At 50.9% G+C, this 23,679-nt stretch carries 24 protein-coding genes and 10 tRNA genes; 30 read left to right on the plus strand and 4 right to left on the minus strand.

Annotation, left to right across the window (positions count from 1 at the left end; all coding sequences use genetic code 11):
* Positions 1 to 532: 532 nt before the first annotated feature.
* From rplS to murB, 5 genes are all read left to right on the plus strand, one after another.
* Positions 533 to 874 (plus strand): 50S ribosomal protein L19, encoded by a 342-nt coding sequence (gene rplS, locus Q0482_RS07905; RefSeq protein WP_349676022.1) that lies wholly within the window; start codon positions 533 to 535, stop codon positions 872 to 874.
* Between the two features lie 152 nt (positions 875 to 1,026).
* Positions 1,027 to 1,428 (plus strand): hypothetical protein, encoded by a 402-nt coding sequence (locus Q0482_RS07910; RefSeq protein ID WP_299145276.1) that lies wholly within the window; start codon positions 1,027 to 1,029, stop codon positions 1,426 to 1,428.
* Positions 1,429 to 1,446: 18 nt separating this feature from the next.
* Complete coding sequence (locus Q0482_RS07915) at positions 1,447 to 1,956, plus strand: tRNA (cytidine(34)-2'-O)-methyltransferase (RefSeq protein WP_299145278.1); 510 nt, start codon at positions 1,447 to 1,449, stop codon at positions 1,954 to 1,956.
* Positions 1,943 to 2,299: a YlbF family regulator gene (locus tag Q0482_RS07920; protein WP_008860468.1), complete on the plus strand. Its 357-nt coding sequence runs from the start codon at positions 1,943 to 1,945 to the stop codon at positions 2,297 to 2,299. Before Q0482_RS07915 ends, Q0482_RS07920 begins: the two co-directional genes overlap by 14 nt.
* A complete protein-coding gene (murB, locus tag Q0482_RS07925; protein ID WP_299145281.1) occupies positions 2,296 to 3,222 on the plus strand; it encodes a UDP-N-acetylmuramate dehydrogenase in 927 nt (308 codons plus the stop codon). The genes Q0482_RS07920 and murB overlap by 4 nt, the downstream gene beginning before the upstream one ends.
* A gap of 558 nt (positions 3,223 to 3,780) precedes the next feature.
* On the opposite strand, the gene Q0482_RS07930 is transcribed toward murB, so the two are convergent.
* On the minus strand, positions 3,781 to 3,924 hold the full coding sequence (locus Q0482_RS07930) for a hypothetical protein (RefSeq protein ID WP_299145283.1): 144 nt from the start codon (positions 3,922 to 3,924) through the stop codon (positions 3,781 to 3,783).
* 110 nt (positions 3,925 to 4,034) lie between these two features.
* Here Q0482_RS07930 and groES point away from each other — a divergent pair, with 110 nt between their 5' ends.
* The 7 genes from groES (at position 4,035) to Q0482_RS07965 (ending at position 10,708) form a co-directional block, all read left to right on the plus strand.
* The gene (gene groES / locus Q0482_RS07935; protein ID WP_008860470.1) at positions 4,035 to 4,316 is read left to right on the plus strand and encodes a co-chaperone GroES; all 282 of its coding nucleotides are present in this window, start codon (positions 4,035 to 4,037) and stop codon (positions 4,314 to 4,316) included.
* A gap of 29 nt (positions 4,317 to 4,345) precedes the next feature.
* Positions 4,346 to 5,959, plus strand: a complete 1,614-nt coding sequence (gene groL / locus Q0482_RS07940) for a chaperonin GroEL (RefSeq protein ID WP_299145285.1) — start codon at positions 4,346 to 4,348, stop codon at positions 5,957 to 5,959.
* A 154-nt stretch (positions 5,960 to 6,113) separates the two neighbouring features.
* Complete coding sequence (locus Q0482_RS07945) at positions 6,114 to 6,482, plus strand: DUF488 domain-containing protein (RefSeq protein ID WP_299145287.1); 369 nt, start codon at positions 6,114 to 6,116, stop codon at positions 6,480 to 6,482.
* A gap of 19 nt (positions 6,483 to 6,501) precedes the next feature.
* Complete coding sequence (locus Q0482_RS07950) at positions 6,502 to 7,395, plus strand: LysR family transcriptional regulator (RefSeq protein ID WP_299145288.1); 894 nt, start codon at positions 6,502 to 6,504, stop codon at positions 7,393 to 7,395.
* 168 nt (positions 7,396 to 7,563) lie between these two features.
* Positions 7,564 to 8,103 (plus strand): flavodoxin family protein, encoded by a 540-nt coding sequence (locus tag Q0482_RS07955; protein ID WP_299145290.1) that lies wholly within the window; start codon positions 7,564 to 7,566, stop codon positions 8,101 to 8,103.
* A 22-nt stretch (positions 8,104 to 8,125) separates the two neighbouring features.
* Entirely contained in the window at positions 8,126 to 9,262 is a 1,137-nt protein-coding gene (locus tag Q0482_RS07960; protein WP_299145291.1) for an alpha/beta hydrolase, read from the plus strand.
* Between the two features lie 225 nt (positions 9,263 to 9,487).
* The gene (locus tag Q0482_RS07965; protein WP_299145293.1) at positions 9,488 to 10,708 is read left to right on the plus strand and encodes a class I SAM-dependent rRNA methyltransferase; all 1,221 of its coding nucleotides are present in this window, start codon (positions 9,488 to 9,490) and stop codon (positions 10,706 to 10,708) included.
* Between the two features lie 60 nt (positions 10,709 to 10,768).
* On the opposite strand, the gene Q0482_RS07970 is transcribed toward Q0482_RS07965, so the two are convergent.
* Positions 10,769 to 11,359 (minus strand): DUF2939 domain-containing protein, encoded by a 591-nt coding sequence (locus Q0482_RS07970; RefSeq protein ID WP_299145294.1) that lies wholly within the window; start codon positions 11,357 to 11,359, stop codon positions 10,769 to 10,771.
* A 177-nt stretch (positions 11,360 to 11,536) separates the two neighbouring features.
* The gene (locus Q0482_RS07975) at positions 11,537 to 12,958 is read right to left on the minus strand and encodes an aldehyde dehydrogenase family protein (protein WP_299145296.1); all 1,422 of its coding nucleotides are present in this window, start codon (positions 12,956 to 12,958) and stop codon (positions 11,537 to 11,539) included.
* A 261-nt stretch (positions 12,959 to 13,219) separates the two neighbouring features.
* Here Q0482_RS07975 and cobT point away from each other — a divergent pair, with 261 nt between their 5' ends.
* From cobT to Q0482_RS08065, 18 genes are all read left to right on the plus strand, one after another.
* Positions 13,220 to 14,272 (plus strand): nicotinate-nucleotide--dimethylbenzimidazole phosphoribosyltransferase, encoded by a 1,053-nt coding sequence (gene cobT, locus Q0482_RS07980; protein WP_299145297.1) that lies wholly within the window; start codon positions 13,220 to 13,222, stop codon positions 14,270 to 14,272.
* Entirely contained in the window at positions 14,269 to 15,291 is a 1,023-nt protein-coding gene (locus Q0482_RS07985; protein WP_299145299.1) for a nicotinate-nucleotide--dimethylbenzimidazole phosphoribosyltransferase, read from the plus strand. Before cobT ends, Q0482_RS07985 begins: the two co-directional genes overlap by 4 nt.
* Positions 15,291 to 16,067, plus strand: a complete 777-nt coding sequence (gene larC / locus Q0482_RS07990; protein WP_299145301.1) for a nickel insertion protein — start codon at positions 15,291 to 15,293, stop codon at positions 16,065 to 16,067. The genes Q0482_RS07985 and larC overlap by 1 nt, the downstream gene beginning before the upstream one ends.
* A gap of 295 nt (positions 16,068 to 16,362) precedes the next feature.
* Positions 16,363 to 16,437, plus strand: a tRNA-Gly gene (locus Q0482_RS07995).
* A 35-nt stretch (positions 16,438 to 16,472) separates the two neighbouring features.
* Positions 16,473 to 16,548, plus strand: a tRNA-Asn gene (locus Q0482_RS08000).
* A gap of 1 nt (position 16,549) precedes the next feature.
* Positions 16,550 to 16,624, plus strand: a tRNA-Gln gene (locus tag Q0482_RS08005).
* Positions 16,625 to 16,626: 2 nt separating this feature from the next.
* A tRNA-Lys gene (locus Q0482_RS08010) sits at positions 16,627 to 16,702 on the plus strand.
* A gap of 5 nt (positions 16,703 to 16,707) precedes the next feature.
* A tRNA-Glu gene (locus tag Q0482_RS08015) sits at positions 16,708 to 16,782 on the plus strand.
* Between the two features lie 3 nt (positions 16,783 to 16,785).
* A tRNA-Val gene (locus Q0482_RS08020) sits at positions 16,786 to 16,861 on the plus strand.
* A 4-nt stretch (positions 16,862 to 16,865) separates the two neighbouring features.
* Positions 16,866 to 16,942: transfer RNA gene (locus Q0482_RS08025), tRNA-Asp, on the plus strand.
* 7 nt (positions 16,943 to 16,949) lie between these two features.
* A tRNA-Phe gene (locus Q0482_RS08030) sits at positions 16,950 to 17,025 on the plus strand.
* 5 nt (positions 17,026 to 17,030) lie between these two features.
* Positions 17,031 to 17,116: transfer RNA gene (locus tag Q0482_RS08035), tRNA-Leu, on the plus strand.
* Positions 17,117 to 17,151: 35 nt separating this feature from the next.
* Positions 17,152 to 17,236: transfer RNA gene (locus Q0482_RS08040), tRNA-Leu, on the plus strand.
* Between the two features lie 125 nt (positions 17,237 to 17,361).
* Positions 17,362 to 18,519, plus strand: a complete 1,158-nt coding sequence (locus Q0482_RS08045) for an MFS transporter (RefSeq protein ID WP_299145302.1) — start codon at positions 17,362 to 17,364, stop codon at positions 18,517 to 18,519.
* Positions 18,520 to 18,590: 71 nt separating this feature from the next.
* On the plus strand, positions 18,591 to 19,865 hold the full coding sequence (locus Q0482_RS08050; protein WP_297026837.1) for a DEAD/DEAH box helicase: 1,275 nt from the start codon (positions 18,591 to 18,593) through the stop codon (positions 19,863 to 19,865).
* Between the two features lie 188 nt (positions 19,866 to 20,053).
* Entirely contained in the window at positions 20,054 to 20,911 is an 858-nt protein-coding gene (locus Q0482_RS08055) for a hypothetical protein (RefSeq protein WP_299145304.1), read from the plus strand.
* A gap of 166 nt (positions 20,912 to 21,077) precedes the next feature.
* Positions 21,078 to 21,701, plus strand: coding sequence for an ECF transporter S component (locus tag Q0482_RS08060; protein ID WP_299145305.1), 624 nt, complete (start codon positions 21,078 to 21,080; stop codon positions 21,699 to 21,701).
* A 60-nt stretch (positions 21,702 to 21,761) separates the two neighbouring features.
* Positions 21,762 to 22,223: a DUF188 domain-containing protein gene (locus Q0482_RS08065; RefSeq protein WP_299145307.1), complete on the plus strand. Its 462-nt coding sequence runs from the start codon at positions 21,762 to 21,764 to the stop codon at positions 22,221 to 22,223.
* 43 nt (positions 22,224 to 22,266) lie between these two features.
* On the opposite strand, the gene Q0482_RS08070 is transcribed toward Q0482_RS08065, so the two are convergent.
* On the minus strand, positions 22,267 to 23,223 hold the full coding sequence (locus Q0482_RS08070) for a DUF1858 domain-containing protein (protein ID WP_299145308.1): 957 nt from the start codon (positions 23,221 to 23,223) through the stop codon (positions 22,267 to 22,269).
* Between the last annotated feature and the right edge of the window lie 456 nt (positions 23,224 to 23,679).

A 23,679-nucleotide genomic window follows, 5' to 3' on the forward strand; every position in this document is an offset into this window, starting at 1 on the left:
GAGAAGGGAGCTGTGCCGGAAGGCATGGCTCTTTTTTTATGTGCGGCTTGGCAGATAGTTGGACCATTTGAGGGCCAGAATTGGGTTCTCCCGATTCATGTCCCTGTACCTCTAATGGTATGGGTCACTTTTCGCTGCTGTTATTTCATGGGCCGGAAGGGGAGCGGAGAAATCTCACAGCCATAGTACAGGCCCTGCTGCGGCGGAAGATTTCTCGACTAAGAGCCTCAATAGAATAGAAAACATCGATTACCTATAACGGCATGCAGCTCCGCTGGAGATGATGCATGGGAGCGGCTCCTTCGGAAATACAGCCATGCATGACCATGACGCAGTGTTATCATATTTCCCAAATCATTTTCCACTGGCTTTTCTGTCTTTCCTGTAGTATAATATTCAAGCATTCAGCATCAAAGTACCTGCTTTCTCATTGCAATGGAAGGGAAAGTATGATACAATGCTACTGTTAGTCTGGACAGTCCTCTGCCAAAAGCGATCGGCATGAATGTCTTGTGAGAAGGAGGAAAAGATCGTGAACATTATTGAAACACTGGAAAATGAACAGCTCAGAAATGACATTCCTGAATTCCGCCCGGGGGACACCGTAAGAGTTCATGTAAAGGTCATCGAAGGCAAGACTGAACGTGTACAGGTATTCGAAGGCATCGTTATTGCCCGCAGAAATGCCGGCGTGAGAGAAACTTTCACCGTTCGTCGTATTTCCTATGGCGTAGGCGTTGAAAGAACATTCCTGGTTCATTCTCCCCGTCTGGAAAAGATCGAAGTGAAGCGCCGCGGTATTGTCCGTCGTGCTAAACTGTTCTATCTGCGCGGCCTGTCCGGTAAAGCAGCTAGAATTAAAGAAAGAAAATAATGGTAAAAAGACTGCAGCGCTGCTGCAGTCTTTTTATTTGCCGCAGGCGCTGCTATTTTATGTACCCCTGTTTTTCTCATTGCCCGAATGTGGTAGAATAGTAAAAGTGCAGGGAGGGGACAGTGTTTTACCATTTTATAAGTGAGGAACCTATGAAATATAAATATATTGTTCCGGCAGTCTTATTATCTTTAGGAATGATACTGCCTGTTTCCGCCAATAAAATTAAAAATGTTTTCGTGGTGGATGAGCTGACGGTGGAAGTGGAAATGGCGGATCCTCTGACGAAGGAAGAGCTGGATCCGTCCCGCTTCCTGTCGAAGGACTACAAGCCGGAGTTTACCTTTAATGAGGGGGTGGAGGCTGTAGGTCTTCCGGTGCCCCAGAAGAGCGATGGCTTTCATTACAACATTTACCGCATTGCGGTGAACGGACTGGAAAAGGGGCCCATCTACCAGATTTCCTACCGGGGACAGAAACCGAGAACATTCAAGTTTTACGGGGGACGGGAGCAGGTAGACCGGTACCGTGACCGGTACGGAAGTTATTTCTGATTTCATGAAAGGATACCTATGCATATTGTGTTAGTGGAGCCGGAGATTCCGGGCAATACGGGAAATATTTCCCGCCTCTGTGCGGCGGAGCATCTGACTCTCCATCTGGTGGAACCCCTGGGTTTTTCCATTGACGACAAGCATCTCAAAAGGGCGGGACTGGACTACTGGGATCTTCTGGAGATCCATGTGCATCCTGATTTCACTTCTGTGGAAAGGATGCTGGAGGGCCATCATTTTTACTACAATACCACCAAGGCGGTGAAGTCCTATACGGAGGTATCCTTCAGGGAAGATGATGTGCTTGTATTCGGCAAGGAGACCAAAGGACTTCCGGAGGATATGCTCCTGGCCCATAAGGAGGACTGCATCCGGATTCCCATGATAGAAGAAGCCCGTTCTCTCAATTTATCCAATGCGGTGGCCATTGTGGCCCTGGAAGCACTGAGACAGACCGGTTTTCCCCATCTTTTAAGGGAGAGCGGCCGGTTGTTTAAAGGAGGCAGAAACACCCATGAATACGTATGATGCAGCTTATGATCTGGCAAGGGCGATCAAGGAAAGCGATGAAATGAAACGTCTGACTGCGGCAGCCGAAAAGATCAAGGGCGATGAGGAAGCCAGGAAAATGGTGAAGGAATATATCATGGCCCAGATGAAAGCTGATTATGCTAAACTGGCAGGACAGAAGGAAGACGAGGACAGCTACCAGCATCTGCAGGAGCTGGCTGTGCTTGTCAGCAACAACAGCAATGCCCAGGAATATCTCCAGGCATTTATTCGCTGGAATCAGGTGGCTGCGGATTTGCAGAAGATTGTATCCGATGCAATGGCGCAGGGTATGGATGTATTGGAACTGAATAAACAATGACTGATTGGAAAGCATTTCTTGATGGAATTTTAAATGAACGGCAGTATAAGCTGGATGAACCTATGAGCCGTCACACCACCTATGGTATCGGCGGGCCGGCAGACTGCTTTGTAATGCCCCAGACAGTGGAGGAACTGAAAAAGGTGCTCTCCAAAGCCCATGATGAAGGCATCCCCGTCACCTTTATAGGCGGCGGCTCCAACCTTCTTGTATCGGATCTGGGTATCCGCGGCATTACCCTTTGCACGAACCGCCTGAAGCAGGAAACTGCCTGCAAGGACACATGGATTACCGCCATGGGCGGCGTAGGCACCGGCACCGTTTCCCGGTTTGCGGAAAAGAACAGCCTCAAGGGCTTTGAATGGGCCGTAGGCATTCCCGGCACCCTCTGCGGCGCTGTCTTCATGAATGCCAACGGTTATGGCAGCCAGATGAAGAACGTGGTGGAGGAGGTCTATACCATTTCCGGCGACGGAAAGGAAGACCGCACCTATGGATGGGATGACCTTCACTACGGCGACAGCGACAGCGTTTTCATGCATAACGGCGATATCATTGTAGGCGCCAAGATTCATCTGGCCCCGGGCAATGCGGATGAAATCAAGAGAAACATGACGGAACACCAGATTTCCAGAAGGACCAAGCAGCCTCTGGAAAAGAGAAGCGCCGGCACTATGTATCTTCGTCCGCCGGGATACCATGTAGGCCCCATGATCAAAGCCTGCGGCCTCATGGGCTTTTCCATCGGAGATGCCCAGGTTTCCACCAAGCATCCTGATTTCGTGGTCAACAACGGCCATGCCTCCTGCAAAGAGGTACTGGACGTGCTTCACGAAGTGCAGAAGCGCATTATGGATACCTACCATATCCATGTGCCTCTGGATGTGCGGATCGTCGGAGAAGGCGTCAAACAGGAAAGATAAAAAAGAGCTTTGAAGAAATGGAAATCGTTTCTTCAAAGCTTTTTTGCTTTTTATGAAACTATTGGACCGTGGAAAGGAGGCTTCTTCCTGCCGGCCGGTATTTACTTATAGATGAGTCACTATCGGCATGTGTTGAGATTCTTCACTCAGAATGCTTCTATTTGGCAGGAAGGTCATTCCCTTAATAAACGGGGCTGTGAAAAAAATGATTTACATTTTTTCGCAGCCCCTTTTGTATACATAAATTTTCACGGAAATTGGCCAAATGACGGTCTGCTTCCTGCCTCTACGTCATTTCGAGCGATGCTGCATGTAGTTATGGATGATAATGCCTTTTGTTCTATTGAGGCTCTGAGCCCCGAAATCTCCCGCCGCAATGAGGTTTATACTATCGTGGAATGAGATTTCTCCACTCTGTGGAGGTCCTGCATAGGACCTCCAAGTCAGCCGAAGTTGGCCTCTAGCCTGCCCAATAAGAGGCTTTCCTATTGTCGGCTGACCGGCTCCGGTCGAAATGACAGTGAGGTGGAGTGGCAGTGATGTCAGTTCTGTATTTTTTCACAGCCCCATATAAAACTCATTGCCGCCAAAGGCGGCAATCCACACCCTCTGAACCCTCTGAACCCTTTGAATCTTTTGAACTCTTTGAACCATCATAATCCTCTGAACCGTGGCAGAATATTTCCGGTCTTCCCTTTTCATAATGATTTTTTTCAATAAAACACTTGCATTTTTGAAGAAAGTTATGTATTATAGAAAAGTAAGTTAGCACTCGATGTAAGTGAGTGCTAATAGTCAAAGGAGGAATAGACATGTTAAAACCATTGGCAGATCGTGTTCTCGTTAAAGTTGATGAAGAAGAAACAAAGACTAAAGGCGGAATCCTGATTCCGGATACAGCTCAGAAAAAATCCCAGAAAGGTACCGTTATGGCTATCGGTTCCGGCAAAGTGCTGGACAACGGCACCCGTCTTCCCTTCGAAGTCAAGGTAGGAGACCATGTTCTTTTTGCTAAATATTCCGGCGTAGATATTGATGAAGACGGCGAAAAGTACCTGCTTCTCGCTGAAAGAGATATTCTTGCTATTCTTTAATTTTCAATGAACTTATAGGAGTGATATAAATGGCTAAAAAAGTACTTTATAATGAAGAAGCCCGGGCAGCTCTCCTGAAGGGTGTTGACCAGCTGGCTAATGCAGTAAAGATTACCCTGGGACCGAAAGGTCGCAATGTAGTTCTTGATAAGAAATTCGGTGCTCCGAACATCGTTAACGACGGTGTTTCCATTGCCCGTGAAATCGAACTGAAGGATCCATTTGAAAACATGGGTGCCCAGCTCGTTAAAGAAGTAGCCACCAAGACCAACGATGTAGCCGGCGACGGCACCACCACCGCAACCCTGCTGGCTCAGTCCATGATTCATGAAGGCATGAGAAACGTGGCAGCCGGTGCCAACCCCATGGTACTGAAGAAGGGCATTGAAGAAGCAGTCAAGGTTCTTGTAGATGAAATCAAGAAGAAGGCTGTTCCGGTTAAGACCAAGGAAGCCATTGCCCAGGTTGCTTCCATTTCCTCTGCCGACAAGACCATTGGCGGACTCATTGCAGACGCTATGGAAAAGGTAGGCAACGACGGTGTTATCACTGTTGAAGACTCCAAGACCATGGGCACCAGCCTGAAGGTTGTGGAAGGTATGCAGTTTGACCGCGGCTACCTCTCCCCATACATGGTCACTGACCCGGATAAAATGGAATGCGTCATGGAAAATCCATACATCCTCATTACCGACAAGAAGATCAACATGCTGCAGGATATGCTCCAGCTTCTGGAACAGGTTGCCCGTTCCGGCAAGGAACTGCTGATTATCGCTGAAGATGTGGAAGGCGAAGCTCTGGCTACCCTGGTAGTGAACAGACTCCGCGGCACCCTGAAATGCGCTGCTGTCAAGGCTCCTGGCTTCGGCGACCGCCGCAAGGCTATGCTGGAAGACATTGCCATCCTCACCGGCGGCCATGTGATTTCCGATGATATGGGCCGCAAGCTCCAGAGTGCAACCCTGGACGACCTGGGCACCGCTCATCAGGTACGCATTACCAAAGACAACACCACCATCGTAGGCGGTGCAGGCGACAAGGATGAAATCAAGCACAGAGTGGAACAGATCCGCGAACAGTACAAGGAAGCTGTTTCCCAGTTTGATAAAGATAAACTCCAGGAACGTCTGGCTAAGATGTCCGGCGGCATTGCTGTCATCGAAGTAGGCGCAGCTACTGAAGTTGAAATGAAAGATAAGAGACTCCGCATTGAAGATGCTCTGAATGCTACCAGAGCAGCTGTGGAAGAAGGTATTGTTGCCGGCGGCGGCACCACTTTCCTGGACATCCAGAAGAGCCTTGATTCCATCCAGGCTGAAGGCGATGTAAAGACCGGTGTAAACCTGGTTCGTCACGCCATCGAAGCTCCTGTACGCCAGATTGCAGACAACGCAGGTATGGAAGGTGCTATCGTTGCTGAAAAGGTAAAAGAAGCAGGCGACGGCATCGGCTACAACGCAGCAGAAGACAAGTACGAAGACATGCTGGCAGCAGGCATCGTAGATCCGGCTAAAGTCACCAGAAGCGCACTGCAGAACGCAGCTTCCATCGCTGCCCTTGTTCTCACCACTGAAGCTGTAGTAGGCGATATTCCGGAAGAAAAACCGGCTATGCCTCCTATGCCCCAGGGCGGAATGATGTAATCTGATTTCAGATCAGAAAACATAACATAAAATAAAGGCTGTGAAATCATGAAAATGGTTTCACAGCCTTTTCTTTCATAAAAATTTTGCGGATGTCACATTTTTCCATAGAATTCCATGCTACAATAGAAGATAAGCGAAAGGAAGTCTTACTATGGATTTGAAAATCAAACGGGTATATGAAAAGCCGGAGGATTCCGACGGTTTTCGTATTCTTACGGACCGTCTGTGGCCCCGGGGCATTTCTAAGGAAAAGGCAGCACTGGATCTTTGGGAAAAGGCCATTGCCCCGTCGCCGGAGCTTCGGAAGTGGTTCGGCCATGAACCGGAAAAGTTTGAAGAGTTCAGGGAAAAATACAGGGAAGAACTGGAAAAAAATCCGGAAACGGAAAGATTGATTTCCCTTGTGAAGGAAGCGCTGGCAAAGGGACCGGTGACCCTTCTCTTTGGTGCTAAGGACAAAGAACACAACCAGGCGGTGGTGCTTCAGGAATTCCTGCAGGAAAAAGGAAGCGCTTCGTAAAAAAATAACAGGAGGCAGTATGGAATTAAGGGTTATTAAGTATTTCCTGGCAGTGGCCCGGGAAGAGAACATTACCAAAGCGGCTGACAAGCTTCACCTGACTCAGCCCACTCTTTCCCGGCAGCTTCGGGAACTGGAAGAGGAACTGGGGGCGGAGCTTTTTATCCGTGGTAAAAGGCGGACTACCCTGACAGAGGCGGGCATTCTTTTCAAAGTGCGGGCAGAAGAGCTGGTCTCTCTGGAAGAGAGAACTATCAATGAATTTTCCCATTTGAGTGATGCAGTGGCAGGGGATGTGTATCTGGGCTGCGGGGAGACGGAAGCCATGAGGGATGTGGTGTCTGCTCTTTCTCCTGTCTTTGACCGCTATCCTGACATCCATCTCCATCTTTTAAGCGGAAACGGGGAACAGTCCCTGGATTATCTGGAGAAAGGGCTCCTTGACTTTGCTCTTCTCTGCCGCAGTATTCCGCCGGACGGGTACTATTATATTCAGCTGCCCTATCGGGACACCTGGGGGCTGCTCCTCAGGAAGGATAACCCTCTGGCCGGCAAACCGGGTATCCGGGCGGCGGATGTTAGAAAGGAGCCGCTCATTGCTTCCGCCCAGCTGACTTCCAGAAATGAAATCCAGCGGTGGATGGGCGGGGATGAGGAGCTTCACATCGTTTCCACCTACAATCTGGCCTATAATGCGGCCTTTCTGGTGGAAGCAGGCATGGGAAGCATGATTACCTATGACCGGCTTATCCCCTGCGGTACGCCCTATCGGGAGAATCTGGTGTTCCGGCCATTCATCCCTGCCCTGCACAGCGGCAATTTCCTTGTATGGAAAAAGGAAAGAACCCTGTCTAAGGCGGCAGAGATTATAAAAAACCAGATGGAAAAGGATTTTAAAAAGCCGGAAGAGTAATCAAATCCATGCCGAATCGGCATGATGAATGAAAATAATCGGGTATTGGCTATTATAGTACCTCCCGCTTTATAATGGAACCATCAGAGAGAACTGATTCAATGAACCCTTATGAATGAATCGGCGCTTCTAAAAAATGGTTTCCATAATAAAGCAGGAGGTATTTTTGTGGATAAAAATGTCATTATCATTGCCGCCAGCCTGAGGGAAAGGAGCAATTCAGAGGCCCTGGCAGAAGCCTTTGCCAAAGGGGCAGGTGAGGCGGGAAACCGGGTGGAGGTGATTTCCCTTCGGGGAAAGAAATTCGGTTTCTGTACCGGATGTCTTTCCTGTCAGGAAACTTTCCACTGTTTCATGAAGGATGATGCAGAAGAAATCAGAGAAAAAATCGGGGCAGCGGATGTGGTGGTCTTTGCCACACCTATCTATTACTACGGCATGAGCGGACAGATGAAAGCACTGCTGGATCGGTGTAATCCCCTGTTTCCGCAGGAATACCGTTTCCGGGATGTGTACCTGCTCATGACCGCAGCCGATGACAATCCCCATACACCGGAAAGGACCATTTCCGGTTTGACCGGCTGGATAGACTGCTTTCCCAAATCCCGCCTGGCAGGCGCGGTCTTTGCCGGCGGCGTAACAGAAGCAGGAGATATTGAAAATCATGAAGTGCTGCATGAAGCCTTTCAGGCAGGCATGCATGTGTAAAGCAAGCAAAGGAGAAACGAAAATGATAAACGTAAAGAAAATGAAATGGATGATTCTTGCCCTGGCCGGTCTTGCTCTGGCAGGCTCTGTGATGACAGCGGATGCTGCCGATGTAAACAACCAGGCGGAAAAAGCAAAGGCCGTGCGGCAGATTTCTACTACCTCCTGGCCGGGAGATGAGCCCCTGAAGCTCACTGATACCTGGGATAAAACATTCCCCAAGAGCGACAAGGTAGATCACAGCAAGGTCACCTTCCACAACCGCTACGGCATTACCCTGGCAGCAGATGTATACATGCCCAAAAACAGGACAGGGAAAATGGCGGCGCTTGCTGTGGCAGGCCCCTTCGGCGCCGTTAAAGAACAGGCTGCAGGCCTCTACGCCCAGAAGCTGGCGGAAATGGGATTTTTGACCATTGCCTTTGACCCCTCCTTTGTCGGTGAAAGCGGCGGCAGGGCCAGAAATGTAGCCAGCCCGGACATCAATACGGAAGATTACTCCGCAACGGTGGATTATCTCTCCAACCGCTCCGACGTGAATCCGGATAAAATCGGTATTGTAGGCATCTGCGGCTTTGGCGGATTTGCCCTTAATGCGGCTGCCATGGATACAAGAATTAAAGCCACCGTCACGTCCACCATGTACGATATGAGCCGTGTCATTTCCAATGGCTACTTTGATTACACAAAGGATCAGGACACCCTGAAGAAGGAAAGAATGGAAAGACGGAAGGCCCTCAATGAGGAGAGAACCATTGATTATAAGAATGGAAACTACAAGAGGGACGGCGGCGTAGTGGATCCCCTTCCTGCCGATGCTCCCCAGTTTGTGAAGGACTACTATGACTACTACAAAACAAAGAGAGGCTACCATCCCCGGTCCCTCAACTCCAATGACGGATGGAACCTGACCAGCGCCCTTTCCTTCACCAACATGCCTCTTCTGACCTATGCCGATGAAATCGAAAGTCCGGTGCTTATCATCCATGGTGAAAAGGCCCACTCCCGTTATTTCTCCGAAGATGCTTTCAAGAAGCTGAAAGGGAATAATAAGGAACTCCTCATCGTTCCCGGTGCCAACCACACAGACCTTTACGATAACATGGACAAGATTCCCTTCGACAAAATCGCCGCCTTCTTCCACAAGTACCTGGGATAATCGGAGAGATGGGAAGGACAGCACGTAACGCTGAATTTATATTGACTGCTGCCTCTGGCGGCAGTCTACAACCCGCAGCGCCAAAGGCGCGTCAATCTTAAGAAACTTTTTCTGCTGAACCCTCTGAACCCGGAAAACAGGCCTGCCTCGGCAGGCCTGTTTTCCTTTTTTCCCTTGTGGTAAAATAGCAGAAATAGGATTTCATTTTTACCACAGGAGACAGATATGGAAGCACTGAAGACAGTAACCATCAGCAAGAGGGCGGAACTGGCGGCCAGAGGGGGACACCCATGGATTTACGGTTCCGAGATAAAAGAAGCAGAGGAAGGCATTGCGCCGGGGGACATTGTGAAGGTTCTTTCCTCCAAAGGAAAATTTGTGGGAAGCGGCTTTTACAATCCTCACTCCAAAATTACCATCCGCATTTTCTCCACCAATGCCAATGACCGATTTGATGAAGCATTCTGGAAAAGGCGGGCTGCCTATGCGGTGGATTACCGGCTCCAGGTGATGCGGAAGGAAGATTATGACTGCTGCCGTCTGGTATTCGGAGAAGCAGATCAGCTGCCGGGCATGACGGTGGACCGTTTCGGCGACGTGCTGTCGGTACAGGTGCTGTCCCTGGGCATGGAAAAGAGGAAGCAGGCCTTTCTTGACGGCCTCATTGAAGTGCTTCGGGAAAGGAATCTTCCCGTTTCCTGCGTGTATGAAAGAAATGATGTAAAAATCAGGGAACTGGAGGGCATGGAGCAGTACAAGGGATTCTACTGTTCCCCGCTTTTGGATCCTTCCCATGAAAAGACACTGGTGGATATTGTGGAAAACGGCATCCGCTACACGGTGGATGTGGAAAACGGGCAGAAAACCGGTTTCTTCCTTGACCAGAAGTTCAACCGCCTGGCAGCTGCTTCCATTGCAAGGGGCCGCCATGTGCTGGACTGCTTCACCCACACCGGCGCCTTTGCCCTGAATGCGGCAAAAGGCGGCGCCGCTTCCGTGACAGCTCTTGATATTTCCGAAGAGGCAGTCCGCATGGCCTCCCATAATGGGGAAATCAATCATCTTCCCATCAAAGCGGTAAAGGCGGATGTGTTTGCGTACCTGACGGAGCTGGACCGGACGAAGAACCATGACTATGACTACATTATCCTTGATCCGCCGGCCTTTACGAAATCGGGGAAAACAGTGCACGAAGCATTCCGGGGCTACAAGGAAATCAATTACCGCGCCATGAAGATCCTTCCCAGGGGCGGCTATCTGGCCACCTGTTCCTGCTCCCATTTCATGGGGGAGGAACTCTTTGTGAAGATGGTGAAGGAAGCAGCCAGGGATGCAGGCGTAACCCTTCGGCAGATCGAATTCCGCCAGCAGGCGCCGGATCACCCCATCCTCATGACGGTGCCAGAAACCTATTACCTGAAGTTTTTCCTTTTCCAGATTATATAAAAAATAAAAAAGGCAGTGAAGAAATGATGGAAATTTCTTCACTGCCTTTTTTATCCGGACTTACTGGCTGAGAAGGGCATCCTGTCTTTCCTTCAGATACTCCTTCAGATTCAGGATCCTTACGGCGGTCCAGCTGCCGTTTACGTCCTTTTCCATGAGCACCTGCCAGGTGAAATCGTGGTCCAGTTTTTTATCGTGCAGTTTGACGGACACGATGGCTTTGCCCTTCTCTTCCTTTACGTCCAGTATGTCGGTCATGGAGAGGGCGGCGGAGCCCAGGTAGGCGGAGAGAATCTGCCCGGGGTTGCCGGAGGGTTTGACGTCCTCCTTTTGAAAACGGAGCTCTGTCTGGCGAACCAGTTCATCCACCGCCTGCTTTTTCAGCATTTTCAGGATGGAGGCGGCCAGGCCGTGGTCCGGCACACCGTCGGAGGCAAGGTAGGACGCCGTATCATCTACGGCATAGGAATAGACCCTTTCCATATCCACCCTTTCCTTAAAGAGCTGCAGGTCTTTCTGCTTCACCGCCTGCTGGATTTCACCGGCCGCATAGGCGGGGGTCTTTGCCCAGTACAGGAAGTACCAGCCTGCACCGGCGGCCAGGATGACGGCAAGGATAAGGATGACTTTTTTCATAAATGAGCTGTTCATTGATTTTCTCCTTTTTCGAGCTATTTAAGGAAGCCCATAACGAAGCAGTGCATAAAAATTCTTATAAAAGAAAACTCTATGAATTAATCAGTGCTTCCCTAACATTATCTACATTATATCGAAAGGAGACAAAAAGAAACAGGGCTTCCTTTTGGGAAGCCCTGTCAAAGGGAAATCTTATTTTCCTGTATCAAAGAGAGCTTTCTGCTGGGTGAATTCCAGCATGCCGTAAATACCGCCCTCCCTGCCGATACCGCTTTCCTTGTATCCGCCAAAGGGGGCTGCGGTGTCCCTGGGGCTGGCATTGATGTAAACGTTCCCTGCCTCTATCCGGTGGGCGATGGCAATGGCCTTTTCCTTGGGGCCGTACACGCCGGCATTGAGGCCGTAGCGCACATCATTGGCAATGGAGATAGCGTCCTCTACATCTTTATAGGTGATGACGCAGAGCACGGGGCCGAAGATTTCATCCTGGGCGATGGTCATATCATTCTTCACATCGGTGAAAATGGTGGGGTTGATGTAATAGCCCTTTGACGGGGAGCCTGGAAGGCCGCCGGTGAGGAGGCGGGCCCCTTCATCCATGCCCTTTTGGATATAGTCGGAGATTTTCTCAAACTGCTGCCGGGAGGACACGGGCCCCAGCTTTACCGTATGGTCCATGGGATCGCCTACGGTATACTCCTTTGCGATTTCCGCCAGCTGTTTTTCTATGATGGCTTTCTCTTCTTCCGGAATGAGGAGGCGGGAGAAGGCGGTGCAGGTCTGCCCGGAATTCAGAAAGATACTGTTGAAGCAGAGATGGATAGGTTCGGTGTAGTCATGATCTTCCGAGGGAAGAATGATATAGGGAGACTTGCCGCCCAGTTCCAGGCTGATGTGCTTTACTGATTCCAGCGCCTTTTTGCCTACGGCAATGCCGCCGGAGGTGGAGCCGGTGAAGGAAATCATATTCACCAGGGGATGGGAGGACAGGGCATTTCCTACTTCGCCGCCCCGTCCGGTGACCAGGTTGAATACGCCCTTCGGGAAGCCTGCCTTTTCAAAGGCCTCTGCCAGGTAGTAGGAAGACAGGGGCGTGTGCTGGCTTGGCTTTAAAATCACCGTATTTCCCATGAGGAGGGCCGGCACGATTTTCTGGATCACCTGGCCCAGGGGATAGTTCCAGGGAGTAATGCAGCCGATGACACCCACCGGCTCCCGATAGGTGGTGGAGTATTCCATTTTTTCCACCAGCGGCACCTTCGGCGAAAGGTCGATGTAGGAACGGGTGCGGACGTACTGGTATTCCACCTGGGACGCTTTGGTAAAGGCATAGGGGGACCCCAGTTCTTTGATGGTAATATCGATTAAATCCTCTTCCTGGCTTTTGAAAATGGCAAGGAATTTTTCCATAAGGGAAATCCGTTCTGCCAAAGGCAGGGCGCTCCAGGCAGGAAGGGCCCTGCGGGCGGCTCCGGCTGCCCTGTCCACGTCTTCCTCATTGCCCCTGGGGACTCTGGCAAACATTTCTCCTGTGGCCGGATTTTCCACTTCGATAAACTGTCCCGACGCGCCGGGAATCCACCGGCCGTCGATATAAAGCTTTTCAAAATCCACTGGTAAAACCTCCTTTAAGGAAGCGCTGTGAATGAATCATGGCCTCCTGAATGCAAAGAAAAAGGGAATCCCAGATTTCCTGTATCCCCTTCTTTGGTTTGATGAAATTGAAAAGAACTTCTGTCCCTATTATAATCATTTCCTCTGAAACATACAACGAAGGAAATGCTTTCAGAAATCGGAGCGATTCATGGTATAATAAACATGAATCTGCTTGAAGATTTAATAGAAAAATAATGAAAATATAATAAGGAGGTATAAATGGGATTACTGGATGAAACGCTGAGCCAAATCCGGCCGCTGGATGAAGACGCCATGGAAAGAGCGGCTTCCCGCTGGAAGGATCTCTACCTTGGCATGGGAGACCTGGGGAAAATGGAAAATATGGTGACCCAGTTTGCCGGTGTGACGGGAGAAGCCATGCCGGCCATTCCCAAGTGCTGCACGGTGATTGCCTGTGCTGATCACGGTGTATATGCAGAAGGGGTATCTGCCTATCCCCAGTCCACCACCGTAGGCATGACAAGGGCCTATGTGGAGACAAAGGGGGCGGCGGCCAATGCCATGGCCTACTATGCCCACTCGGACATGGTGGTGGTGGATATGGGCATCAATGCAGATATGAGCGGCGTGCCGGATCTTCTTGACAGGAAAATTGCCTTCGGCACGAAAAATATTGCAGAAGGGCCGGCCATGACAAGGGCGGAGGCCATCCGCTCCATTGAGACGGGCATTGAAATTGCAGAAGAAAAGGCAAAGGAAGGATACAAGGTTTTCACCATCGGTGAAATGGGGATTTCCAATACCACCTCTTCCGCCTGCATTCTGGGTGCCTTCAATCACTGGAATGCCCTGGAGGTTACAGGACGGGGCACGAATATTTCCGATGAACGGCTCCGCCATAAGGTGGAAGTGGTGCAGAAGGCCATGGATGTGAACCACCCGGATCCCACAGACGGACTGGATGTCCTTTCCAAGGTGGGGGGCTTTGAATACGGCTGCATGACCGGTGTCATTCTGGGAGCGGCCGCCAACCGTGCCCTCACCATTATAGACGGGTTTAATACCACCGCCAGTGCCTTCATTGCCAAAGCACTCTGCCCGGAGGCGGTTCATTACCTCATGGCATCCCATCTGTCCCTGGAGCAGGCCCATAAGAAATCCCTGGCGGCTCTTGGACTTACGGAATATATTGACCTTGATTTCCGGCTGGGAGAAGCCATCGGTGCCGGCATACAGACCAGGATGCTGGACTACGCCCTGTCGGTGTACAGGGAATGCGTCACAAAGGAAGAAGCGGGGGTGAAAGCATGAGCGCTGTGCCAAAATTAAATGAAGATATTATGAAAGCCTGCCAGCTGTACGTGGATAACCTGATAAAGCCCATCCATTCCCTGGGAAAACTGGAGGAAATGGCAGTACGCATAGCCGGCATTACAGGCGAAGTCAAGCCTTCCTATCTGAATAAGGCCCTTGTTATTTTTGGCGGCGATACGGCAGTGGACGGGGAGAATAAGACAAAGGGGCAGCTGTCCCATGATGAAATGAAGCTGGTGTCCCAGGGCGCCGGCCCGGTGAATGTGATCGCCCGTCAGCTGGACGCACCGGTATACCTCATTGATGCAGGCCTTGAAAAGGATACCTCCGACATAGTAGGAGTGCTTACAAAGAAAATGATTCACGGCACCCATCACGGCCGTCCGGCCATGGATGATGAAGTGGTGGAAGGTGCCGTCGCCCTGGGCATGTCGGTGGCAAAGACCCTTGCCCGCCAGGGCGTAGAGGCGGCAGGCCTTGGCAATATAGGGGAAAGATTCCTTCTTTCCGCCCTGGCAGTGACGGCAGCCATTATGAAGGAAGACCTGATGAAGGTATCCGCCGGAAGCAGCTTCCGCCTCTCCCTCTCCGGCGTAGGGGACTTCGGCAAAGACCCCATAGGAAATCTGGCAGAGGTGGGGTCTGCTGAAATTGCAGCCCTTTTCGGCTTCGTGGTAGAAGCGGCCAGAAGCGGCATGATGGTGGTTTTTGACAATGCAGTCACCGGAGCTGCCGTGCTGGCGGCGGTGACGGTATATCCGGAAATCAGGAATTTCATTTTCCCTTCCGTATACTATGATGAGCCGGTGCATAAAATGCAGATGCAGAAGCTTGGCATGAAACCGTTCCTCCATTATGATTTCACAGAGGCCGAGGGCTTCGGCTCTGCCCTGGGACTGTCCCTGCTGGATGCAGCCATTGATATGCTGAACCAGATGAAGACCTTCGGCTCGGCGGACGTGGATGTGGCCATTGACGGCGCAGGAAGCGGGAGGCAGAGAAAGGAGATTAAATAATGAAAGCTCTTTTTATCAGATGCTACGGTAAACTGACGGCGGATATGATGATCGGAGGACTCATCGACATGGGTGTGCCGCCGGTGTACCTTAAGTCCAAACTGAAAGAGGCGGGCCTTCCGGATCATTTCATCGAAAAGCCCAATCCCAAAGCATGGATTTCCGCCCATTATTTCCACATTACTCCCTTCGGGGAAAAGTCTCTCCTTTTAAAGCAGGCAGACCTTTTCCGCCTCTGGAAGGAAGTCACCGCCAAAGGGGCGCCGGAATGGGAGGAAACGGGCTGGAAGGTTTTCTCCCGGCTCGCAGTCGGCGTTTCCGATGCCATCCCTGACATGCCGGCGGATGCGGCGGATCTGCGCCGTATAGGGGTTTCGGAGGAAAATCTGGTATCCCTGTACCTCTTCCTTGCCTCTCTGGATTATCTGGAGGTGGAAAGCCTTTTCACCTGCCCGTTTTCCATTGATGAAGGGAAAACGGAGGCAGGAAAGGCGTCGGCCGCCATCCTGACCGACGCGGTTTCCACAGTGGGGAAGAATGTATCTGCCGAGGATATCCATCCCTTTGCCGCTGCCATGGTGGAAGGTCTTTCTACCTTCCTGCCTATGGACGGCAGGTTCCTGGTGGACCGCTCTGCCTATGGAAGCTCCAGCGCAGAGAAGCCTACAGGAGACAATACCATGGCGGAATACCTGGGCTATTTCACCGACCGGGGAGAGTCTGTTTTCGGCAGGCATATGAAAGTATTCGGTACTGACGCAGGGCTGGATTTATAACGGAACAGGCACCGAAGGCAGGGAAAACCGGCCTTCGGTGCTTTTTTGATTTTTTTTGAAAAAGGGGCTTGCCAAAAGGGGAGAAATGAGCTATAATCATTTTCGTCGCACGGCGGAAGTCTTCCGACAGAAAATCAAATCTTGACTGATTCAAAATTCCCTGTTGACAGAAAAAACACAATGTGCTAAGATATAAGCCGTGACATTGAGAGTCATCTCGCTGATGAAAATAAAATTTCGAAAGTGACTTGACAAATCAAGAAGTAATGATATAATAATATCGTTGCTAACACATGCGGAAGTAGCTCAGTGGTAGAGCACAACCTTGCCAAGGTTGGGGTCGCGGGTTCGAGTCCCGTTTTCCGCTCCATTTGTTAGTATCATCCGAGAGGATGTGCTATAGATTCCTGAATAGCTCAGCCGGTAGAGCGCGTGACTGTTAATCACGATGTCGCAGGTTCGAACCCTGCTTCAGGAGCCATAGGGGTATCGCCAAGCGGTAAGGCAACGGACTCTGACTCCGTCATGCGTAGGTTCGAATCCTACTACCCCTGCCAATGATCCATTAGCTCAGTCGGTAGAGCACTTGACTTTTAATCAAGGTGTCCCGCGTTCGAGTCGCGGATGGATCACCATATGTGGCCTGTTCGTCAAGTGGTTAAGACACCGCCCTTTCACGGCGGGTTCGCGAGTTCGAATCTCGCACAGGTCACCATGTGGGCGATTAGCTCAGCTGGGAGAGCGTCTGCCTTACAAGCAGAATGTCAGCAGTTCGATCCTGTTATCGCCCACCAAAACGGCCCGGTGGTGTAGTGGTCTAACATGCCGCCCTGTCACGGCGGAGATCGTCAGTTCAAATCTGATCCGGGTCGCCACAATTTTGCCTCGGTAGCTCAGTTGGTAGAGCAAAGGACTGAAAATCCTTGTGTCAACGGTTCGATTCCGTTCTGAGGCACCATATATGCGGCTGTGGCGGAATGGCAGACGCGCTACTTTGAGGGGGTAGTGATCTTTCGATCGTGTGAGTTCAAGTCTCACCAGCCGCACCACAATTTTCCTAATTTCTTGTTGTTTAACTTCATATGCGGTCGTGGCGGAACTGGCAGACGCGCTATCTTCAGGCGGTAGTGGAGTAATCCGTGAGAGTTCAAATCTCTCCGACCGCACCACTCAAAATCAACTTCCAAGATTTTTTCTTGGAAGTTTTTTTGTAACCTGTATATTATTTGCCAAAGGGGATTCTATTTTGCGTCAGTCCGTCATACAATAGGAAAAAAGGAGAGGAGGGGATCCTATGAATCCTTCAGTCTATTTCTTCGCTCTCGGGCATCTGGCCACTGACTGGTCCCAGGGAGCCATACCGGCTCTTCTGCCCTACTTCATCGCCCACTATGGCCTTTCTTATCAGCAGGCGGGCATGCTTGTCTTTGCCAATGTGCTCATCGCCTCCGTCATGCAGCCCGTATTTGGCTACTATTCCGACAGGATTTCCAGGCCCTGGTTCATATCCCTGGGCTGTCTTATCTGCGGCCTTTCCATTTCATCGGTGGGATTTACAGGAAGCTACATGGCTCTTTTCACGGCGGCCCTCTGCTGCGGCGTGGGAAGCGCCCTCTTTCATCCGGAAGCGGCCCTTATGGTGAACCGTATTTCCGGCGAAGCGAAAGGAAGGGCCATGGGAATCTTTTCCGTAGGCGGCAATGCCGGCTTTGCCATAGGGCCCCTGCTGGCAGGTCTCTGCGCCTACAGTCTGGGCATTCAGTCCCTTCTTATTTTCGGTGTGCTGAACGCCCTCATTGCCCTTTCCATTTTCCTTCGCATGCCTTCTGTTCTTCGCATTATATCACTGGCAGAAAAGAAGAAATCTTTGGCCCATGGAAAGGAGGAAAAGACAAACGACTGGTGGTCCTTTGGAAAGCTGTCGGTGCTTATCCTGGCCCGTTCCCTTGGATTTACCCTGAGCAATACCTTTATCCCTCTTCTCTGGATTCATGTGATGGGGGCTTCGGAAGGAGAAGGAACATCCGCCCTGTCCATCCTTTTCGGTTTGGGAGCCTGCTTTACCTATCTGGGAGGCGTGCTGGCGGATACGGCAGGTTTCCTCAAGGTCATCCGCACCGCCTTTATCTGCATGGTGCCTGCCTATTTCTTCCTGACCCATACGGACAGTCTACTTTTCGCCTATGCCCTTCTTGTGCCGGCGGCCCTTTCCGTATTCATGCCCTACAGTCCCATCGTTATTCTGGGACAGACCTACCTTGGCAAAAACGCAGGCTTTGCCTCCGGCGTCACCCTGGGCCTTTCCACCACCCTTGGCGGTATCTTTGCTCCGCTGGTGGGATGGGCGGCGGATATGTGGGGCCTGCCGGCTGCTCTCCAGATTCTCTGGATGGCAGGCCTTCTGGGAGCTGTCGTTTCTTTTACCCTTCCGGCAGTGAAAAAGGAAGGATGATTTCATAGGGCCTCAAGGCTTATATGGTATAATAAGAAAAACATTCGCATTTTGCAGTAACAGGAGGATTTATGAACGCATTTGCAGCACTTGGGGTAGGAGAAAATCTGACAGCCCTTTTGAAATTACAGGGCATCAAAATGCCCACGCCCATCCAGCAGGCTTCCATCCCGTCTATTTTCAAGGGAAAGGACCTCATCGGCCGCGCCCAGACCGGCACCGGCAAAACACTGGCCTACCTTCTCCCCGTCATCCAGCGGGTGGACAGAGAAAAGGGAGCTACCCAGGTTCTCATCATGACACCTACCCGGGAGCTTTCCAAGCAGGTATTTGATGTATTCCGGCCCTTTGCTTTGAAACTTGGCATCGACGGAGTCGACATCATCGGCGGCAGGACCATCGAAAACCAGCTGCAGAAGCTGAAACGGGATCCCCAGGTCATTATCGGCACCCCCGGCCGTCTTCTGGACCATATCCGTAGAAAAAGTCTGGATCTGTCCCAGGTGAAGACGGTCATTCTTGATGAAGCGGATCAGATGCTGGCCAATGGCTTCCGGGAGGACATCGAAGCCCTGGTGGATGAAACGCCGAGGAAAAGACAGCTCCTTCTTTTCTCCGCCACCATGCCGGAAGAAGCGGTGCGGCTGGCCAGAAAATACATGACCCATCCGGCCATGGTGGACGTGTCCGAAAAAGCGGCAGCTTCCACGGTGGACCAGCGGGTTTACGAAACCACCAAACCCCGCAAATTCAAGCTCCTTGTAAAGCAGCTGACGGAAATGAATCCCTACATGGCAGTGGTCTTCTGCAATACCAGGGAAGAAGCCCATGAAATTGCAGGCAGGCTGCAGGAAGAAACGGACTTCGTGGTAGACGAAATCCACGGCGACATGAGTCAGGGCCAGAGAAACCAGGTGATCCGGGAATTTGAGAAAGCAAAAATCCAGGTACTGGTGGCCTCTGACATTGCCGCCCGGGGACTGGACGTGGAAGGCATTACCCATGTATTCAACTACGATATTCCAAGAAATCTGGAATACTACGTCCACCGCATCGGCCGCACAGGGAGAGCAGGCACCAAGGGCATTGCCATTACCTACGCCACTCCTGAAGACGGCAGCCTTCTCCGCAAACTGGAAAAATCCATTTCCGAAACCATTACCCGCTACGACGAAAAAGGAAACGTACGGCGCGTAAGACAGGGCAAACCGAAAAAGAAAGTGGTCACCCCGGGCATGTACAAGCCCACCAAGAAAAAGGAACATAAGGCGCTTGGTCACAAAGGCAAGAACATGCGCCAGAAGCGGAAAAAAGAAAAAACAGATAAAAAGGGAAAGAAGAAATAAGAAAACGGGGCTGTGAAAAAAATGATTTACATTTTTTCACAGCCACTTTTTTATACTGCGGCGGAGCCGCCACCACAACCCTCGGGCCAGGGGCCCGTCAATCTTAAGAACCTTAAGAACCCTCGGGCCCTGCGGGCCCCTCCCCCTTTGTCCCCATGTGGTACAATATATCCATTGAGGTGATATATATGCTTAGAAATAAAGACTGTATGAGACAGCTGCTCTGGCTTCTGGCGCTGACTGTTCCCTGGGGGCTGGGGGGATTTGTGGTCCACACCGCCTTTTCCCTGTCCGCAGGTTTGACTGCCTATTGGGCAGCAGGGCTTCTGGTGCCCTTTATTTTCTTCCTGGTGCAGAAAAAAGGATGGGGCAGCGAGCTGGGGGCAGCTCGGGGAGCGGTGCATCTGCCCCTGTGGATTTCCTTTGTGATTGTGGAAATGGTAGTATTCTGGAATTACCTTCCCGTCATTGACGGGCTGTGGAAATCATCGCCTGTGCCCATTGGAATCGGTGCATTTGTTATTCTTTCCGCCTTTGTATCAGCTGCTTTCTTTCTGGACAGGAAACTGGCTTCCTGCTATGAAAAATTGAAGGAAAAGAACGGCCTTGCTGCCCGCTGGCTGGGGTGCGCTTATTTTTCCGGGCTTATTCCCGGCACGGCCATGATTTCTTTCCTGGCCCTCTATTACGCCGGCGGCATGAGGCTGGATCCCTTTACCGCTTCTTTCTTCCTGATGGAAATTTTCGGCGTTGTTTTTTATGGCAAAATCCTTCTGGCCATGATGACCTTCGGCATTTTTCTCTTCCTTTCTCTGGAAGGGAAAAAAGGAGAGCGGGCGGTGACGGCGGTTTTCTCTGCGGTGTTCTGGATGTTCCTGCTTTTCATTCCGGTGGTGATTTCCTCAAGGATTACGGGAAGCGGCCTGTGGCGGGCTTACCTGGACCCTTCCTATCTTTCCGTATTTCCTTATCTGTCTGATTTGTGGCTCACAGGTTTTGCCCTTATGGGGGCCATGCGTCTCACCAGGTGGATTTTCAAGGAATAGGATCAATCGGATTTGTTGACAAATCTGATTTGTCCGTTATAATAGTTGTTGGCAGATAGAGGACCTCTGCTTTGCCGGTATCAGGACGGAACCGGACCGCAGGGTGAGTATATCGCCAAATTTACGGCTTATATCTCTATGATGAGAGTAAGAACGGAGGTAAAAAATGGAAAAAGTTAATCATGCACCTGAGGAGAATCATGTATTTTTAAGTATCCGTCAGCTCACCGTGTCCGGTCTTCTGGCAGGGATCACCATCTTCCTGGGCCTTACGGGGTACGGATTCATTCCCTTGATCGTCATGAATGCTACTATTCTTCATATCCCCACCATTATCGGTGCGCTGGTGGCAGGACCGAAGGTAGGGGCACTGGTGGGATTCCTCTTCGGGCTCTTCTCTTTCATCCAGACCCTGCGGGCGCCAAGTCTGCTCCTGCAGTTTGCCCTGCAGTACAATCCTTTCTATGATGCCTTCATCTGCATTGTTCCAAGGGTATGCATCGGCCTCTTTGCATGGTTCCTGTATAAACATATGCCCGGCAGGGACGGCATCCGCGTAGGCATTGCCGCTGTAGGCGGATCCCTTTGCAACACGGTGCTCTTCCTGGGCTCCTTCTTCCTGCTGGTAGGTGCTCCCTATGCAGCGTCCAAGGGAATTTCCGTGGAAGCCGTAGGTACCACCATCATGGGCATCGTAGCCATGAACGGCATTCCTGAAGCCATCGTTTCCGGCATCATCATCGTACCGGTGGTGACCATGCTGAAGAAATCGGGCTGGAAGATGAAATAAGATAAGATAAAACGGCAGGCTTCTTTTGAAAAGCCTGCCGTTTTTTATTGGGAGACAGATATGAAAATACTGATTGACGGCGACGGCTGCCCGGTGATTCGCGAAACAGAAAGGGCCGCTTCCCTTTTCGGACTGGAAGTCTTCATTTTCTGTGATACCAGCCATAGCATCCGCTCGGATAAAAGCCGGGTCATTCTGGTGGATCAGGGCAGGGATGCGGCGGACTGGGCCATTATTTCCAAAGTAAAAGAAGGCGACGTGGCAGTCACCCAGGACTATGGTCTTGCGTCCCTGGTCCTTTCACGGAAGGCCTTTGCCTTCCATCAGGACGGGTGGCAGTATACAGAAGAAAATATAGAGGGCCTTCTCCAGCAGCGGTATGAGGCGGCGAAGGCAAGACGCTCTTCTAAAAACCATATGGAAGGGCCGGCCAAAAGGGACAGGAAGCAGAATGAAATTTTTTTCCAGAGGCTTTGTGATTTTTTGAGAGACAAGCGGAGGGATGAAAGGGAAGGGAAATAAAAAAACGATGCGGCATTGGCTGCATCGTTTTTTATTTCAGAAATCAGGCTTCTTCTTTGCCCCGGAGCCGTTCATCGCATTTGGCAATGAGGGCGGCGGAGTCTACGCCTGCGTCCCGGCACATGGTGCCGATGGTGGTCTTCATGTCGGTGGGCATAGCAATCTTTTCTTCCTGGAATACCGGCAGAAGCTGGGGATACATGGTGAGGATGGTTTCCATAGGCGTATCATCGGTGAGGAGAGGTTTCTTGTACTTGTCTGCAATGAATTCATTCATTTCGCCGATGATTTCAAATACATCCATGCCATGGGACTGGGCAGCCTGCCACAGGTTTTCATCATAGGATACAAAGCAGCCTACGCAGGACATGCCGTATTCCATGAGGAAGGGGCCCATTTCCGGATACACTTCGATAATCTGCATGATATTATTTTCCGGACGGACGAAATCCCCTTCCTTCAGCGGCGGCACATCGGGGGAAGAGAATCCGCCGAAATAATCGCCGGATGCGCCATCGGAAGCGCCGGGCATGGTATTTCCAAGCACCGCATCCCGGAAGGCTTCATAGCCCATTTTATCGATGAATTCCTCCATGGACTGATAGTTTTCATGTTCCAGATAGTAGGTGCAGGCCTTTGTCATAATGGAAAGGGCGTCGGAGGGGAACTGGGCGAAGGCAAAGAAGGTCTTCTTGCCGGTGTAAATATCCCAGCCGTCGGACATGCCTACGGAGCGGATGGGAAGGGGCGTGGTCATGGTGCAGGTCAAAATGCAGGACGGCCAGGTGCCGAATGCCAGAAGTCCCAGATCCTTCAGCGTATCTTCCACATCATCCTTTCCCAGACCGGAAATGATGGGACGGCCCTTGGGGTCAAGAATATAGGTGCCTTCATGTTTGTCGGCCACCTCTTTCATTTTGTGCTTGAATTCATCCCGCCCTTCTGCAATGTCGGGAATGAAATCAATTTCAAGAGAAAAAGTGAGATTATCAGCTGTCATAAAAAACTCCTTTCAAGAGGATATCTCTTCATACATTCATACTTTTCTATCTTAACACGGTCGGGCCATTTAAGCAATATGGGAATGGGGTTCCTGTCGAGATGAAAAGCGATGGAGCCAAGCCGGACGAGAAACTATGGGCGAAAGGTTTCCTATTGAGATGAAGTGCAATGGAGTCATGCCGGACAGGAATCTGTTTGCGAAAGGTTTCCTACTGAGATGAAGCGCAATGGAGTCATGCCGGGCAGGAAACTATGGGCGAAAAGTTTCCTATTGAGGTGAAGCGCAATGGAGTCATGCCGAGTGGGAAACTATTTGCTAAAAGTTTCCTGTTGAGGTGAGACACAATGAAGCCAAGCCGAGTAGGAAACTGTTTGCGAAAGGTTTCCTATTGAGGTGGTGGACAATGGAGTCATGCCGGACAGGAAACTGTTTGCGAAAAGTTTCCTGTTGAGG

This window comes from uncultured Dialister sp. (assembly GCF_937959425.1).
In the GTDB taxonomy this organism is placed as follows: Bacteria; Bacillota; Negativicutes; order Veillonellales; family Dialisteraceae; genus Dialister.